Genomic DNA, 17,081 nt, shown 5'->3' with positions numbered 1-17,081 from the left:
TCAGTATGGAAGACTCCTGCTGATGGGTAATGGCAAGCAAAGATCCTTGTTTATTTCCTAGCTCTTACAGCATACGGATAAATAGGGTCTTGTAGCTTAAATTCATACGTAATGCCATCTACGATTCCTACAATCTTATCACTATCATATAATTCCAGCATAAATGCTGCCATTTCTTTTGCAGTATGAAACTTTGGTACTACACCACTATATTCAAAATGCTCAAGGTCCAATGAACGTTGTGCAAATTCTGTTTCTGTAGCAGCAGGCGCTAGCACCTTTGCTTGCATCTTGGCGTTTTGCGCTTTCAGTTCATGTGCAAGACCTTCTGTAAATGCACTGACATAAAATTTGGTAGCACAGTAAGTAACCGCGTCTGCCACGATTGTATATCCTCCACCTGATGAAACATTGATTAATTGCGTACCTTCTACATTCGAATAATCACGAACAAACAGAGACGACAGAATAGTTAAGGCTTCAATATTCAAATGCAGCATAGTTTCTATTTTGTTTAAATTTTGGTCTGCAACAGAAGCGAAGTTGCCGAATCCCGCATTGTTAATCCACGTTTCAAGTTGAAAATCTTGAAGTCCTTTATACAGTGCATGCACATTTTCAGGAATAGATAGGTCAGCTGTTCGGATAACAACATCTACGTTAGGGTTCATCTTTTCGATTTCAGACTTTAATTTCTCTAGTTCTTCTGTTCTGCGTGCTACAAGAATTACATTTTTTCCACGAGAAGCGAAAGCTAAAGCGGTTTCATATCCAATCCCTGAGCTGGCACCTGTAATAACAGTATATTTCATATGAATTCCTCCTAGGTTTATTAGAAATAGTTTATTTTATCGTGAGTGAATCACAATTTGAGTATACTGATTAGAGTAAACTCTAAGTCAAATATATTATTTCGATAAAGGAAGTATACGACATAGGGAGGCTTTTATGTACACCATTGGCGAAGTAGCTAAATTATTAGGGGTAAGCACACACACGTTACGGTATTATGAAAAGGAAAACATTATTACGGCAGATCGAAACGAGAGTGGAGATAGAGTATACAATGAATCGCATTTAACATGGCTGCGCTTTGTGATGAAGCTAAAAGAGACACAAATGCCGGTCGCACAAATAAGGAAATATGCTCAATTGTATACAGAAGGAGAGCATACAACGCAAGCAAGGCTGGAGCTTTTAGAACATCATAAAAGCTCCATTCAGAATCAAATTAAAACCTTAGCGGCTACAGAAAAGATGCTGGAGAATAAAATCGCTGTATATAAAGAGTGGATTCACAAACAACACAGCATGAAATATTAGGAGTGAAACGATCTGGGCATTTACGAAAGCATGGATGAGGTAAAATAACAATGGAACTGTAATTATGTATGAGGAAAGCTTTTACATAGTAAAGTACTTTTCTATCGTCAGTGTTTTTTCTTTATTGGTAGTTTGAGTTGCTGCAGAGGACCTTCAGTTATCGAAGGTCCTTTTCAGTTTAGTGTAACAATGTTTGCGAAATGCTTCGAATCCAGGTATGTTGGTGCTCCCAGCACATCCACACATCAAGCATCCACTTTTTCAGCATATCGTCCCAGTGTTTACCCGGTGCTGCATGTAACACGTCTATAACAGTGAAGGAATACGGTTTTTTCGGGAGCGATAACGATGGCCAGGTGATTTTCTGCTGAGCCAACAGCATATGTACACGCTGCACCTGCTTTCCCGTATAGCCATGCTCAATGGCATAATAAAGTCCGATTAAAGAGAATGCAACTGTGATAGTTTTAACATCACTTCCCGCATGCTGTGCACTGTAAGTGTCGATAGCATGCTGATGCATAAAATGTATATCTTGCTTGCCCATCGTATATCCGCTCAGTTCACTATAGGCTGCATAGCATTCGCCTGATGTGTTATAACGAGCAGGCCCTTCTATACCCTGTTGAGGAAGAAGCGCTCCGCATCCTGGACATGTGATTGTTTCCTGACTCATTTCTTCCTCCTCCTTATGATTACTTCTATTCTAGCATATACAAGAGGCATCAGAATGATTTGTATGTGTTCATTTCTACTGTTTCTACATCAGTAATTTGATGGATAGGTAATATGTGCGGCTGCTGCTGCAAATCCATAATACGAAGCTGCTTTTTGTATTCATCATAATAATGAATATACCCGACAATCATGCGGATATAGCCTTTTTTGTAGTAACGAAAGGATAATGCTTGCGTTTCTGCCATAGAACAGTCGATAATTTCATTTAATTCCTGTAACCGTTGCTCATCTAAGACAGGATGCTTCATTTGATTTTGCGCCTCCACTAGCTCTTGTATTCTTTCAAACTGCTCCGGCATGGCGGCAAACGGCCGCCATTTTTTCATTCCACGCTCCATTTTCATTCGCTCCTTTCTATGCTTTATGCCCGCCGATAAGGGTATTTCTATATTGTACGGTTGAGCCTGCTGTGTAACTAACAGCTCGTAACAGGCTATTTTTACCGTGTTTGTTGCGAACTTCATCTACTGTAAAAGCCAAATTACGTTCCTTTTCACGACGTAGGCCATGCTTGAAGAGTGAAAGCTGCACTTCATCATCATCAATTAAGTTAGTCAAGGAAACGGAAAGCTTCCGTATAGGCTCTCCAGTATAAGATTCCTGCAGTATTTGTAAGCACGTTTTGTAACATTCCATTGTTAGGTTTGTGGGTTCTTCAAGTGTATGCATACGTGAAAAGCCACCAGCTCCCCATTCCCGGCTGTACGATATACTGAATTGAATCGTTCTGGCAAGCTTTCTTTGGCTCCGCAATCGGAAGCAAACCTCTTCGATATGTTCGAGGAGAACTACTTGTATTTCACTGAGTTGCATATAATCACGAAGTAAAATTTGGCTTTTTCCGATGGAATTGCTGGACGGGATATAAAGATTTGCTATCCGGCTTTCATCCACCCCGTTCGCATGCCGATGCAGCTCTTCTCCTATGATACCGAAGTGTTTTTTCAATAATTCGAGTGATGACTTGGCTAATTGCTTAACTGAAAATATGCCTAATCGATTTAATTTTTTTTCCGTGTTGGCAGAGATGCCCCAAAATTGTGAAAGAGGTTGAATGCTCCAAAGCTTTGTTTGTACATCATCGTAAGTCCAATGGGCTATGCTCTGCTTTGTTTTCTTTGCTTCTCTATCGAGTGCTATCTTTGCCAGTAACAAGTTAGGTCCAATTCCTGCCGCTGCTGGTATACCTGTTTGCTCACGAATAGTAGAAATGAGATGCTGTGCCAGTTCATACGGTGCTTTGGCAAATAAATGTATAGACTGTGTAGCATCGAGAAACATCTCGTCAATGCTGTATTGATGAAAATCTTCTGGAGCTGTGTATTGTAAAGCAATGCTCGTAATTTGTTTTGAAACGTGTATGTATTGTGCCATAGAAGGATTAACAACGTGAATATCCTGCTCCTGCGGAATATCAAATAATCGAGAACCTTGTTTAATTCCTAATGCTTTTAATGGCGGGGTTGCAGCTAACACAATGGATCCAGATCTTGTTACATCACCGACCACCGCCAATTTAGTAGTGAGAGGGTCGAGCCCCATGGAAAGGCAGGAGCAACTGGCATAAAAGCTCTTTAAATCAATGCAAAGAATGATGCGATTTTGATAGCTGTCGTAACCATATTCATACATAGTCAACACCTCGTTATAGAACGTTTGTTCTTATTATACACCAAACATTTGTTCTTATGAAGAGGAATATGAAATTATTTACAAAGAAACTTATCATATAGGTGCTAACACACATAAAGATGGTTCGGTCATCGGCGGTATTTTAAAAATTGTATTTTTATTTAGCTTATTTGGTAAGGATATGACTTCAGCAACGAGTATTTTAAGCATTCTTGGGGTAGCTTTGTTAGTTGGAGCTGTGATGGGTGCTATTCCTGGAGGCGGGATGATCGGTGAAATGCTGATTGTTTCCATTTACGGCTTTTCTCCGGAAGTATTGCCTATTATCGCGGCTATTTCTACTATTATTGATGCTCCAGCAACCTTGCCTAACAGCACAGGAAACACAGTAACAGCGATGCTTGTAACTCGTTTCATCGAAGGGAAAGATTGGATAAAAAAAGCAGCTGCCAGACAGGCGGCGTAAAGTATAAAAACGAAGAAGGCACCAAAGGAGAACACCCTGTTGTGCCTTTTTTTACTGAAGGGACAAAACAGTGATTCGTCCAAAGGAAGAAATTTCTTCATCATATAGAATAGTATTCCTCCTATGGCAAAAGATAAAAAAGTTAATCATCACAAGGAGGAATACTGATGAGGAAACTAGGCAAATTTGTCCGTAACCTCTTTTTTATAATCATTGGAATCTGCTTGCTTTTATTGGCTTGGAATCAAATCGATAGAATTGCGGCAGAGAAAAGAGGCATTTTTGAGGAAAAACCGATTGAGTATCCGCTCCGAAAAAGCGATTTGAGCTTATACACTGACGGAAAAGCTTTGTATAAGCAGTTGTTTGATGATATAAAGCAAGCAAAGAGCTACATACATATTTATTTCTTTTCTATAGCAGATGATAAAATCAGTCATCAATTTTTAGATCTATTGAAGGAAAAAAGCAGCCAAGGCGTAGAGGTGTACTATGCAGTAGATCGATTAGGCGGAATTTTACTAAAACAGAAAGAAAGGAAATCACTGGAGCAAGAGGGCGTGCATTTTATGTATTACAATAAGCCGAAATTCCCCTATTTGTTTTCTTCTCTAAACCATCGGAATCATCGAAGAAACACCGTTATCGATGGGGAAATTGGATATATCGGCGGATTTAACATCGGTAAAAAGTACTTAGGTGAAAAAGAAAAGCTTGGTCACTGGCGAGACTATCAGCTTCGAATAAGCGGGGAAGGGGTGCAGGATTTAGAAGCCTTATTTGAGAGTGATTGGAAGGATAATACTGGAGAAACGATATCAAAAGCAGAAGTGACAAACAAGCAAGGGACAAGCGCACATCAGCTTATTGCATACAAAGGAGACGGCATAGTACAGAGCTATGAAAAGATGTTTCAGCAGGCACAAACATCTATTACGATTCTAACTCCATATTTTATACCAAAGGATGAGAGAGTTTGGAAATCGCTGCGGGATGCTAGGAAGAGAGGCGTTCAGATTAAAATTTTGTGGTCTCCTCATTCAGATGCTCTTTTGGTAAAACAGGCGGCGTATCCATATATTCGAAAAGCTTTGTCGGAAGGAATAGAGGTATATGGATATAAAAAGGGCGTGCTGCATGGAAAGGTATTCATGATTGATGAGAAAGTGTTAATGGTTGGAACGGTAAATTTTGATGCGCGTTCTTTTCACTCAAGCGATGAAATGAATTGTTATATTTACGATGCAGAGTATATCCGTAAAGTGCAACCGTATATTCAACGAGATTTGCAAAATGCTAAGCGCATCAACTCATCTTATGTAAGCCATCTATCTTTAAAAGAGAAAGCAAAGGAATGGCTTGCGAAAATGATAGCATCCTATTTATAAAACGAAGTATGGGTAACACCATACTTTTTCTTATGGAATTTATTGAAGGGAAGTTTAGCGTTTACGGTTCATTTCCTGGTATTTGTCAGTAAAAAATGAATAAAAGGCATTGACCTTCACGTTACGTGAAGGTGTACTGTTATATTGTCAGGAGGGGAAATGATGGAATATACAGTGCAGAAGCTGGGAAAATTGGCGGGAATCAGCACTAGAACGCTTCGGTATTATGATGAAATTGGGATTCTTAAGCCGGCAAGAATCAATTCCTCAGGATACCGCATTTATGGAGAGGCGGAAGTTGACAGATTGCAGCAAATTCTATTTTACAGAGAGCTAGGAGTCAGTTTAGATCGTATTAAGGAAATTATGACCGCTCCTGCCTTTAATGGTACTATAGCTCTAATCGAACATCGAGAACAGCTCCTTGACAAACGAAGACAGTTAGATGTACTGATTGCCAATGTAGAAAAAACAATAGCATTACACGAAGGGAGAATCATAATGACCGATAAAGAAAAATTCGAAGGGTTTAAACAAAAGATAATTGACGATAACGAGAAAAAGTACGGGAAAGAAATTCGTAAGAAATATGGGGATGACACTGTTAACAAATCTAATGAAAAGCTGAAAAATATGACACAAGCAGAACACGAAGAAGTAACGCGTCTGGCGGAGGAAGTTATCAATACGTTAACCGAAGCATTCCAAACAGGCGACCCCGCAAGTGATATTGCTCAAAAAGCGGCAGACTTGCATAAAAAGTGGTTAATGTTTTATTGGAGTGAATATAGTAAAGAGGCGCATGCAGGCCTTGCCCAGATGTATGTAGAGGATGAACGGTTTAAGGCTTACTATGATGTCAAGCAGCCGGGGGCAGCGGAATTTCTAAGAGATGCTATTTACATTTATATTGGGATGAAGAAATAAGCAAAGGGGAAGCCGCAGATGCTCCGCGGTTTCTCCTTTGCTTTGTTTAACATTCGCATTGGTGCATGAATACAATGCATAGAGTTATTCCTCTTCTTTATTAAACCAAAGAGGATCTTCGTTATCGACTTCACCATTATAGTTGATTAAAATTTCTTCTCCTGCTTTTATATCTTTGTAAGCATAGAAATCAAACGTATGATTATCGAAGTTGATTTCATAATCGGCATTAGGCTGATAAGAATGGTTAAAAAGCATCCCGTAGCCTAAAAGAATAGCAGTATGGTTTATCCCGTACTCGAATGCATAATCAGCAAGTAGTGTTTTCTCAATATGCACATGTTCTTCATTCGGATAAGCAATAACAGGTGCTTCATGAATAAGCTGACCTTTTGCTATATCTTGTGTAGCAAATACTCCTCTATTGAATTCTCCATTGCTGAGTGTGGAAGTTTTTACTTCAATCATAATAGTCACCTATACATTTCTTTCTATGGAATCTTTTATATCTTTAAGTTTGCCAGTAAATGTTGATAAAAGCAATTGATTAAATTTTCTTTCAATATTGTTTGTTTGTATTGATGAAAAACGATAGAATGTGATTGACGTGTCAATCACTGGACGTTTATAATACGTTTTAATCTAAAGTAGCCGATGATAAAGAGTAGTACGCATACGTGTGAGTGTACAGAGAGCCGGTGGTAGGTGGGAACCGGTCACAGCGTTTGGGGAAGTTACGTCTTTGGAGGCGCAGCTGCGGTAGTAGCTGCCGGTGTACGCCGTTATCTGTGTAAGAGTGATTGGCAGTTGGCCAATAAGCTGGGTGGTACCGCGAGTAAATCCTCGTCCCGCATGGGATGGGGATTTTTTGTGTTCTCAATATATAAGGAGGGATACGTATATGAGCAAAAATGGAGAGTTAAGTGTAAAACAAGAAGAGGAAGTAACTCGTCAGCTTCAAATTATTGAGCGCGGCGTTGCGGAAATTGTGCCAAAAGATTCGTTGCTAGCAAAAATTCGTAAGTCTGTGGCCACAAACACTCCTTTACGAATCAAACTCGGGCTGGATCCTACGGCTCCGGATATTCATTTAGGGCATACAGTGGTGCTCCAAAAGATTAGACAACTGCAAGATCTTGGACATCAAGTTCAGATCGTAATTGGCGATTTTACCGCACAAATTGGCGATCCGACCGGAAAATCAGTTACACGGAAGCAATTATCGCAAGAGGAAGTGCAAGAAAATGCTAAAACCTACGTCCAGCAGCTTTTTAAAGTGCTGAATCCGAGTAAAACAGAAGTGGTATATAACTCTGCATGGCTTGCTCCTCTGCAGTTTGCCGATGTAATAAAGCTAGCCTCGAGCTTGACTGTGGCTCGTATGCTTGAACGAGAAGACTTTACGAAGCGATACAAGGAAAATAAACCGATACACATACATGAATTTTTCTACCCGCTTATGCAAGGGTACGATTCTGTCGCTCTTCAGTCCGATATTGAGCTTGGTGGGACAGACCAAACCTTTAATTTGCTGATGGGACGGACATTACAAAAGGAATTTTCACAAGAAATGCAAGTAGCAATCACGATGCCGCTGCTCGAAGGATTGGACGGTGTTCAAAAAATGTCCAAAAGCCTTGGTAACTATATTGGCGTAGACGAGGAGCCGAACACGATTTTCGGTAAGGCGATGTCGATTCCTGACAATCTGATACCAAAATACTTTGAACTTGTCTCAGGTATTTCTCTTGATGAGCTTAAGAAACTAACAAAAGGGTTGCAGGAGGGATCTCTACACCCGAGAGATGCGGAGCTGCGTCTGGCGAAGGAGCTTGTGCAGCGATTTTGCGGTGAAGCGGCTGCAGAAGAAGCAGCGCGGCATTGGAACACTGTATTTCAGCAAGGATCTGTACCAGCAGATGTTCCAGAGTTTCAATTCTCTGCAAACCCCATCTGGATTGTAAAAGCCTTGGTAGAGGCTGGTTTTGCTTCGAGCAACGGAGAAGCAAGGCGAGCAATTGAACAAGGAAGTGTAAAGATAAACGGAACGAAAGTGGAGGACCCGAAATTGGAACTTCATCTCAAACAGCATGATATTATTCAGGCAGGGAAACGCAAATTTGTTAAGGTTTGCTTATAAGGGGTGGAATCTTGCAGGTAGCTTGAATGCAGGTCGCTTCTAGTTCTTGATACAAGATAAGGAGATCCATCTAACAAGCTGTACTCCTCGATGGGATATGTAGAAGCAGGTAAAATTCCTGCATTTGCTAAATCAGCAAATGGAGAATTACATCCAACCGTGTTTTATTATAAGCAGCTAAAGTAATCTAGCATACTGCCAAGTGCAAAGGAGATTCAGACGAGTATGAAGTTCGCAATTATTGCAGATATTCATGGGAATGTGCCTGCATTACAGTCGGTTCTTGAAGAAATTGATAACAAACAGGATATTGAGCAAATTTATTGCTTAGGGGATATGATAGCAATAGGACCTGATACAAATGAGGTACTGGAAATGTTATTGTCTAGAAGTGATATTTCGATGATTACAGGTAATCATGATGAAGCCGTGATGACTCTTCTAAAGGGCGAAAAACATCCGAAAAGCCATGCGTATGCCAAACAGCATCACCAATGGATTGCAGAAAGGATGGATTCGTCCTTTCTGCCTAAGCTAGAATCGTGACCTCAAAGGATAGAACAAAGTATTGAAGGCCATTCTATTTTATTTAGCCATTATCATATTGAACATCAGAAATTAAATGCCCACATCAGTCAAGATCCGTTTCATACTATAGTAGAACCTAGTCTTAGTAATAAAGAAGCGTTATTTTCTAACTGTAAGTACGATTTAATCTGTTTTGGCCATCATCATCCTTTACATTATTTTAACGGCGACAAAACAATGTATGCGAATCCAGGTTCGTTAGGGTGCAATAATACATCAACTGCACGGTATGCTATAGTGAATATAGAAAAAGGAAAAATAGAAGTTAGCTTTGTGAGAGCTAATTATGATAATACTGTATTTTTGCTGTCGTACGAACAGCTGCAAGTACCGGACCGTGAATTTATTCTGAAAATATTCCACGGTGATCAAATGCGAAAGTAAGTAAAAGGTGAGTGTAATGATTATAACAACTGCAGGAAAAACGAATGAAAATATGATAACCTATGCAAAAGACGTTGCCGCTGCCTTAAGCTCTAAGTGGCATACTCGAAACGAGGACTCTGTGGCAGATTTACATACAAGGTTTCAAGATGATGTGCTCGTAGTAGGCAAAAACCGCTTAGAAATATATCCGTACGGAGCGGAAGAATCGTTTTTCTTTCATCCGAATTCCTCTATGTTTCGTGTGAAACGGCTCATGAGGGGAGAACATGACCCTTTTATCGACGCAGCGAAGCTTAAAGAAGGAATGTCGTTTCTTGATTGTACACTCGGCATGGCGTCGGACAGTATTGTGGCAAGCTTTGTTGTTGGAGAAAAAGGGAGTGTAACAGGAATAGAAGCAAATCCGTTTATGGCATTTCTCGTTTCAATTGGATTGCAGAAATGGGATGCTAAGGTACGAGAAATCAATGAAGCGATGAAACGCATTCAGGTTATCCAGAGCGATCACTTGATGTATCTGCAAACTTGCCCTGAGCATTCGATTGACGTGATCTATTTAGACCCAATGTTTGATGAAAGCATACTAGAATCGGATGGAATACGTGGATTAAAGCACTTCGCCTTATACGATGATATAACAGAGGCAATCATAGCAGAGGCAATGCGGGTAGCCAAGCGGCGAGTAGTCTTAAAGGATCATTTTCGCAGTCCCCGTTTTCAGAAGTATGGGTTTCATCAATTGATTAGAAGGTCGTCTAAATTTCATTACGGATTTATTGAAAAATTAGTTGAAAATTCAAACTAAAGCTGTATAATGAACAATAAGAAAATAAGTAATGTCAAGGATAAAGAGAGTAGTTATTTTCTAATGCCAAAGCGAATCGGGGCCGGTGAAAGCCCGATGCAAGGGAAATAATGAAGCGCACTTTGGAGATGCTTGCTTGAACCACCAGTAAAGCAAGCCGGGGCGGGCCTCGTTAACAAGAGTAAAGTGGTTCTGTTACAGAACAACAAGAGTGGTACCACGGGAATAGTAATCTCGTCTCTTTTATAGAGACGGGATTTTTTTATTATAAAGGAGGATGAATATGAGCTACAAATCGGTATTCGCAGAAGCGCTGCATCAAAAGCTGCATGAATATATGCAGCTTGAGAAGATTGAATCTGTAATTGAAATTCCAAAGCATGAACAACACGGCGATTTAGCATTTCCTTGCTTTGAACTGGCAAAGTCCTTACGCAAATCTCCTGTAGTGATTGCACAGGAACTAGCAAACACTATTGAATCACCTATGCTGACAAAAATAGAGGCAGTAGGGCCTTATATAAATGCTTTTTTAAACCGTCAAAGGGTCAGCAATGAAATTATATCCCTTGTCACTAAAGAAAAAGATGCATATGGAGCACACGCATTTGGGAAAGGAAAAACAATTATCATCGATTTTTCGTCTCCAAACATTGCCAAACCATTTTCTATGGGACATTTGCGCTCTACTGTTATCGGAAATGCTCTTTACAACATTTCTGAAAAATGCGGTTATGAGGTAGTAGGGATTAATTATGTAGGAGATTGGGGAACGCAGTTCGGGAAATTAATGTCTGCATACAAACGATGGGGAAGCGAAGAGAAGGTTAAGCAAAATCCAATTAAAGAATTGTTTACGCTGTATGTAAAATTTCATGAAGACGCGAAAGAGAATCCCGACCTTGAAGAAGAAGGACGGGCATGGTTTAAAAAGCTAGAGGATGGAGATGAAGAAGCGACGCACTTATGGAAATGGTTCAGAACAGAGTCGCTGCAAGAGTTTTCTCGTATTTATGAGCTGCTTGGTGTTTCCTTTGACAGCTTTAACGGCGAAGCGTTTTATAATGATAAAATGGACGATATGGTAAAGCTTTTAGAAGAGAAGCAGCTATTAGTGGAGTCTGACGGCGCACAGGTGGTAACTATTGAAGAAAAGGAATTACCGCCATGCTTAATCAAAAAATCGGATGGAGCAACCTTATATGCTACCCGTGATTTAACAGCAGCGATTTACAGACAAAATACGTACCAATTTGATCGTGCTTTATACGTAGTAGGCGGTGAGCAGAGCTTGCATTTTGAACAGCTTTTTGCGGTGCTCAAGAAAATGGGCTATTCGTGGGTAGAAGGTATGTCTCACATACCGTTCGGGCTCATTTTAAAGGACGGCAAAAAGATGTCCACAAGAAAAGGGAAAGTCGTGCTGCTAGAAGAAGTCATTCAAGAAGCAATTGCGCTTGCTGAGAAAAACATTGAAGAGAAAAATCCAAGCTTGCCGAACAAGAAAGAAACAGCAAGACAAGTCGGCGTCGGGGCTATCATATTCCAAGATTTGAAAAATGAGCGTACAAACAGCATTGAATTTTCATTAGAAAATATGCTGAAGTTTGAAGGGGAAACTGGGCCATATGTACAATATACTCATGCCCGTGCATTTTCCATCTTGCGAAAAGGAAATTTCCAACCGGCAGAGCGCACAGTGAACTTGACCGATGATTTAAGTTGGGGTGTCGTGAAGCTATTAGAGGAATTTCCAGCAGTTTTAGAAAGAGCCTTCGAACGCTACGAGCCATCCCAAATCGCGAAGTATGTACTCGACTTAGCTCAAGCGTTCAACAAGTATTATGGTAATGTACGCATATTGGAGGACAATGACGAGCAGCAAAGCCGCTTGCAGCTCGTCTATGCAGTGACTATTGTATTGAAAGGGGCATTAGATCTCCTTGGGCTGCAGGCTCCTCTGGACATGTAATGAGCCAGGGCAATGATTTAATGCAAACTCTTGAATTTGCATGATTTTCTAGAGTAGAACGTGCATCATAAGGTGACTAAGGGAATTCACATGGAGAGTCGTACGAATTATGTTGGGTATCGTCATACTTACTATACATTGGATATGAGCTTACATTAATTAGGAATGCAATAGATTAAAAAACGGTCGCAACTGCGACCGTTTAATTTTGAAAGATAAGAAGTTCTATTAGTCATTTTTTATACATTGTAAACACTAGGAGGAAACTATGCTAGTTATTAATAAAGAGGCAGTACGAGAATTAATGTCAATGAGGGATTGCATATTGGTAATGGAAAAAGTCTTTCATGATTTAGGAAAGAGAGGTATTATCCAACCTGTACGAACGGCAATTCCGCTAGAACAAGAAAATGTATTCGGAATTATGCCGGCTTATCTCAAAACGGAGGAGACTGTCGGTGCTAAATTAATCACTGTTTTTGATAATAATCATGCATCTGCTTTGCCTTCTCATCAAGGGACCGTTTTATTATTCGATTCTAGTAATGGTAGCTTTAAAGCAATGATAGATGGGACAAATATTACAGCAATCCGTACGGCAGCGGTAAGTGCAGTAGCGACAAATTTACTGAGTAAAAAAGATTCTGCAGCATTGAGCATACTTGGTACGGGTACACAAGCTAGAACTCATTTGGAAGCAATGCTATTTGTCAGACCGATTACACAAATAAAAGTCTGGGGACAAAACAAAGAACGGCTAAAAAAATTCCAATCTGAAATGTCAGAAAAGTTAGATATTGAAATTCAAATATATGATACGATAGAGGAAACGGTGTATAACAGCGATATCATTTGTACAGTGACTTCGTCAAAAACTCCTATTTTACAGAAAGAATGGGTGAAGCAAGGTGCCCATATAAATGCTGTGGGAGCTTGCAAGGCAAAAGATCGGGAACTGGATTCCAATCTCGTCAAGAGCTCAGTGCTGTATGTGGATAAAATGGAATCTGCATTAAACGAAGCAGGAGACTATTTAATCCCATTACAGGAAGGGGTAATAGATGAGCATCATATATGCGGCGAGCTTAGTGAGTTAGTTATGAAGGGATATGAGCGATCAGAGATGGAACAAACAACAATATTTAAATCATTAGGACTAGCATGTGAGGATCTTGCTGCTGCTAATTTTATATATCAAAAAGCCGTACGTCTTCACAAAGGAACAACTATCAACTTTTAAAGGAGAGAAACCGTGAATGAATCAGCTGTTACAGTATGAATTCGGATTAACAGAAGCGGAAGAAAACAGAGCGCTGAAGCTTCATGAAGAAAGTATTATCATAGACTTATTGTTTCAAGGACCGTTATCCCCCCGTGTAATTTCTTCTCGTCTTTCGGAAGAAATAAAAGAGATATGCGAGCCTTTTAAAGGTGATCCGATGAAATATAGCAGTTTGCCTCGGGAGATTATCTTAAATAAGGCAATCAACCACGAAATCGCAGAGTATAAAGATGAGTGGTATCAATCAGGAATTACAGCAGGAAATCGAGAGCTGGATTTAACAGATTACGAAAGTATGATTAAAAGTATGACTGAGGTGCAGCAGCAGTTTGATTCATTTGATTGGTTATCAAAAGCGTTAAAAGCAGAAGATATTATTCATGCTAAACAGAATAATCAGAAGGCAGGCATTATTACCTCGCAAAATACAATTGGAATCGGAAAAAATTTAGAATTGCTCAAAACCTTGCATGCCTTTGGTTTACGCGTACTTCAATTAACTTACAATAATCAAGACTTTGTCGGTGCAGGATGTGCAGAAAAATCAAATGCGGGATTAACGAATTTTGGAATAGAATTCGTACGGACGTTAAATGAGCTGGGGATTGTAGTTGATACAGGTCATTGCGGTAAACAAACAACGTTAGACGCATGCTATTATTCTACTAAACCAGTTATTGCCTCTCATACAGGAGTAGAGTCTATTTTTCATCATATGCGATGTAAAAGTGATGAAGAAATAAAAGCGATTGCGGGTACAGGCGGAGTAATCGGCGTGTTTGCAATGCCATGGTTTATTCACCATGAGCCTAGGAAAACCACTGTTGATCATGTATTAGATCATATTGAATATATTATCAATCTAGTTGGAATTGACCATGTAGGTATTGGTACAGATTGGCCAATGAGTGACGTAACATGGTCACTAGTTTATTTTAAAGAGCACATTGCTCCGCGATTAGGTTTTGAGAAAGGGAACGGTCCATCTACAGAAACTATTATTGGATTTGAACGATACGGCTCATTTCTTAATTTTACAAGGGGATTAATTAAAAGAGGCTATACTGATACAGATATTCAAAAGGTACTTGGCGAAAACTGGTTACGAGTGTTTACAGAAGTTTGGGGGGCGAAATAAATGAAGCCATATTTAGAAGAAACGATATTCAACTTTTATTGCGCCGGTGTGTATGATGGAAAAATACGATTTACAAAAGAAAAAATTTTGCACGCGGCAGTAGACAGAAGAAGACGGACGCAAATGCAGGAATCTGTATTATCACCACAAAATAAATACAATATGCCTCTTAAAACAATACATGAAAATATGCCTCATTATGAAAATGGGATTTGGTCAGGAGAACAAGTCGTGCTGCAAAATGGGCAAACCTTCGAAAGATACATCACGTATTCTGATGTGGCGACTGGGAAAACTTCACAAGTGTGGGCATTAAGAAATGAGACAGCTGTAGATGTTGTTGTTGCAGATGGACAAATTATTGCCTTTGTTGCCCCTAATAGAAGCGGCATGGAGATTCTAGTGAAAGAAGGATATGAAACAGTAACGCCGCTTGTTTTATATGATGATCCGTTGTTGTCTAAACCTGAGTATGGTGTAAACGATTTAGGTACATATCTGATTCCAATGAGAGATGGGGTCAAACTAGCAACCGATGTATATTTACCAGAAGGGCTGGAAGGCGTACAATTACCGACTATTCTTGTTCGTACTTGCTATGACCGTCATTTGCGAAAAGAAATATTGCTGCGCTGGGCGAATAAAGGATATGCAGTTGTTTCGCAAGATGTTCGCGGACGAGCTGATTCAGAAGGGGAGCTAGTCCCATTTTATTATGAAAGAGACGATAGCAGCGATACGATTGACTGGATTATCAAGCAGAATTGGTCCAATGGAGATGTTGGGATGTGGGGAGCCTCTTATCTTGGATATATTGTAACTGCAGCATCAACTAGTGGACATCCTAATTTAAAAGCTGTTGTGAATGAGGTAAATGTGGGTTCTCCATTTGTAGATACGGTGAGAAGAGGGGGAACTGTTTGCTCATGGCCGCTTCTTTGCTGGACTTTAGCACAATCTGTTGGAACAAGAACAGATTTCGATATTTTTGCAGGAATCACGGTGAATCCTGAAGTGGCTGTAGATGCTAGACCGATAAAAGACATTCCGCAGCAAATGATTGGAAAGTCTTCTGGACCGTGGGACATTTGGAGTGAGCATCCAGAGTATGATGGGTTTTGGAAAAATTGTACATTCACTGAGAGAGGTAAATATGTGAATGTACCGATGTTTGTTATTTCAGGATGGTATGATGGGGATGGACCCGGGGTTTCTGAAACGTGGAGAATGCTGACAGAGCACGATGTGGCAAATCGGAAAATTTGGTTAGGACCTTGGGAGCATGGACCTAACCGAGCAAGAGACTTACAAGGAATCCGCTTTAGTAACGATGCAGTAGTATATAATTATGATATTAATGTGTTGAAATGGTTTGACCGATATTTAAAAGGAGTAGAGAATGGAATCGATAAAGAGCCCCGTGCTTCCTATTACTTGGTTGGTGAAAATACGTGGAAAACGTCTGATGACTGGACACCTGTTGAAGCGGCAGTAACACCGTTTTACTTAACGAGCAATGGACAAGCAAATTCAAGCTTTGGAGACGGGAGATTAACAGCTGCGATTTACGAGAATGAAGTAAGTGACAGCTATATATATGATCCTACTTTTCCAATGAACGACAGTGGTGAACGTGAACCTGAGAATTTAAAACAATATGAACTTCGAAATGACATTTTGGTGTATACATCAGATGTGCTAGAAGAAGAAGTAGCGATTGCAGGTGAACTATCGGCAGAATTATATGCTTCCTCTACAGGGAAAGATACAGATTGGGTGGTAACCTTAACAGATGTAGACGAACATAATAATTCTATCCGTTTGTCCAATTATATTGTAAGGGCGAAATATCGCAATGGATTTGATTCACCAGAGCTGTTAACACCTGAAAAAATAGAAAAATATAAGATTTATATGCAAAACATTGCCCATACTTTTAAAAAAGGGCATCGAATTCGATTTACTATTACTTCATCCAGTAAATTTGTTGCTTTTCCAAATACGAATACCGGTGAAAACCCTTATGATGAACCTGCCCCGCTTGTAGTTACTCAAAAGGTATATCATACAAAGGAGTATCCAAGTTGTGTAATGCTGCCAGTATTGTATGGAAGGCTGTAGTAAATCCGAAACATTATAGAAGTAAAGGCTGAGCAGTGAATTTGTATTGCTCAGTTTTTTTCTTCATCATTAACGAGGATGTTGGTTACTTCAAGAGTGTAAAAAATTTAGAAAACTATAAACTATAGAAAGGTAGCTTTATAGAACGTAGAGACCCATCTAAATTCCCCATAT

Annotated in this window: 14 protein-coding genes, 3 pseudogenes and 2 other annotated features; of the genes and pseudogenes, 12 read left to right on the top strand and 5 right to left on the bottom strand. The window is 39.8% G+C overall.

Going from position 1 to position 17,081, the window contains the following annotated elements; genetic code table 11:
• Window positions 1–50: 50 nt before the first annotated feature.
• Window positions 51–812, bottom strand: coding sequence for an SDR family NAD(P)-dependent oxidoreductase (locus J7Q84_RS06625; protein ID WP_209093733.1), 762 nt, complete (start codon window positions 810–812; stop codon window positions 51–53).
• Between the two features lie 136 nt (window positions 813–948).
• On the opposite strand from J7Q84_RS06625, the gene J7Q84_RS06620 reads away from it, so the two are divergent.
• The gene (locus tag J7Q84_RS06620) at window positions 949–1,323 is read left to right on the top strand and encodes a MerR family transcriptional regulator (protein WP_209093732.1); all 375 of its coding nucleotides are present in this window, start codon (window positions 949–951) and stop codon (window positions 1,321–1,323) included.
• A 178-nt stretch (window positions 1,324–1,501) separates the two neighbouring features.
• Here J7Q84_RS06620 and J7Q84_RS06615 read toward each other — a convergent pair whose 3' ends face one another.
• The 3 genes from J7Q84_RS06615 to J7Q84_RS06605 are packed head-to-tail and all read right to left on the bottom strand — an operon-like array spanning window position 1,502 to window position 3,693.
• The gene (locus J7Q84_RS06615) at window positions 1,502–1,999 is read right to left on the bottom strand and encodes a DUF5946 family protein (RefSeq protein WP_209093731.1); all 498 of its coding nucleotides are present in this window, start codon (window positions 1,997–1,999) and stop codon (window positions 1,502–1,504) included.
• Between the two features lie 49 nt (window positions 2,000–2,048).
• Window positions 2,049–2,399 carry a YolD-like family protein gene (locus J7Q84_RS06610; protein WP_209093730.1) on the bottom strand — a complete coding sequence of 117 codons (351 nt, stop codon included), beginning with the start codon at window positions 2,397–2,399 and terminating at the stop codon, window positions 2,049–2,051.
• Between the two features lie 16 nt (window positions 2,400–2,415).
• Window positions 2,416–3,693, bottom strand: coding sequence for a Y-family DNA polymerase (locus J7Q84_RS06605; protein ID WP_209093729.1), 1,278 nt, complete (start codon window positions 3,691–3,693; stop codon window positions 2,416–2,418).
• A gap of 97 nt (window positions 3,694–3,790) precedes the next feature.
• Between J7Q84_RS06605 and J7Q84_RS06600 the strand changes: the two are divergent.
• The 3 genes and pseudogenes from J7Q84_RS06600 to J7Q84_RS06590 all read left to right on the top strand — a co-directional run.
• Window positions 3,791–4,159, top strand: a pseudogene (locus tag J7Q84_RS06600) (cation:dicarboxylate symporter family transporter); the annotation flags it as partial.
• A 167-nt stretch (window positions 4,160–4,326) separates the two neighbouring features.
• Complete coding sequence (locus J7Q84_RS06595; protein WP_247739117.1) at window positions 4,327–5,547, top strand: phospholipase D-like domain-containing protein; 1,221 nt, start codon at window positions 4,327–4,329, stop codon at window positions 5,545–5,547.
• Between the two features lie 162 nt (window positions 5,548–5,709).
• Window positions 5,710–6,474 (top strand): MerR family transcriptional regulator, encoded by a 765-nt coding sequence (locus tag J7Q84_RS06590; RefSeq protein WP_209093911.1) that lies wholly within the window; start codon window positions 5,710–5,712, stop codon window positions 6,472–6,474.
• Window positions 6,475–6,558: 84 nt separating this feature from the next.
• On the opposite strand, the gene J7Q84_RS06585 is transcribed toward J7Q84_RS06590, so the two are convergent.
• Window positions 6,559–6,942 carry an SET domain-containing protein gene (locus J7Q84_RS06585; RefSeq protein WP_209093728.1) on the bottom strand — a complete coding sequence of 128 codons (384 nt, stop codon included), beginning with the start codon at window positions 6,940–6,942 and terminating at the stop codon, window positions 6,559–6,561.
• Between the two features lie 177 nt (window positions 6,943–7,119).
• Window positions 7,120–7,328 (top strand) — a binding site (T-box leader).
• A 47-nt stretch (window positions 7,329–7,375) separates the two neighbouring features.
• Here J7Q84_RS06585 and tyrS point away from each other — a divergent pair.
• From tyrS to J7Q84_RS06545, 8 genes and pseudogenes are all read left to right on the top strand, one after another.
• Window positions 7,376–8,614, top strand: a complete 1,239-nt coding sequence (tyrS, locus tag J7Q84_RS06580) for a tyrosine--tRNA ligase (RefSeq protein WP_209093727.1) — start codon at window positions 7,376–7,378, stop codon at window positions 8,612–8,614.
• Window positions 8,615–8,644: 30 nt separating this feature from the next.
• Window positions 8,645–8,800, top strand: a pseudogene (locus J7Q84_RS06575) (GNAT family N-acetyltransferase); the annotation flags it as partial.
• 39 nt (window positions 8,801–8,839) lie between these two features.
• A pseudogene (locus J7Q84_RS06570) lies at window positions 8,840–9,586 on the top strand (metallophosphoesterase family protein).
• Window positions 9,587–9,602: 16 nt separating this feature from the next.
• Window positions 9,603–10,394, top strand: coding sequence for a class I SAM-dependent methyltransferase (locus J7Q84_RS06565; RefSeq protein WP_209093726.1), 792 nt, complete (start codon window positions 9,603–9,605; stop codon window positions 10,392–10,394).
• 28 nt (window positions 10,395–10,422) lie between these two features.
• Window positions 10,423–10,639, top strand: a binding site (T-box leader).
• Window positions 10,640–10,677: 38 nt separating this feature from the next.
• Entirely contained in the window at window positions 10,678–12,366 is a 1,689-nt protein-coding gene (gene argS / locus J7Q84_RS06560) for an arginine--tRNA ligase (protein ID WP_209093725.1), read from the top strand.
• Window positions 12,367–12,634: 268 nt separating this feature from the next.
• A complete protein-coding gene (locus J7Q84_RS06555) occupies window positions 12,635–13,606 on the top strand; it encodes an ornithine cyclodeaminase family protein (RefSeq protein WP_209093724.1) in 972 nt (323 codons plus the stop codon).
• Between the two features lie 16 nt (window positions 13,607–13,622).
• Entirely contained in the window at window positions 13,623–14,786 is a 1,164-nt protein-coding gene (locus J7Q84_RS06550; protein WP_209093723.1) for a dipeptidase, read from the top strand.
• Window positions 14,787–16,907, top strand: a complete 2,121-nt coding sequence (locus J7Q84_RS06545) for a CocE/NonD family hydrolase (protein WP_209093722.1) — start codon at window positions 14,787–14,789, stop codon at window positions 16,905–16,907.
• Window positions 16,908–17,081 lie beyond the last annotated feature (174 nt).

This window comes from Bacillus sp. 165 (assembly GCF_017742235.1).
Lineage (GTDB): Bacteria > Bacillota > Bacilli > Bacillales > Bacillaceae_G > JAGHKQ01.
This window is presented reverse-complemented; position numbering and strand designations above follow the sequence as displayed.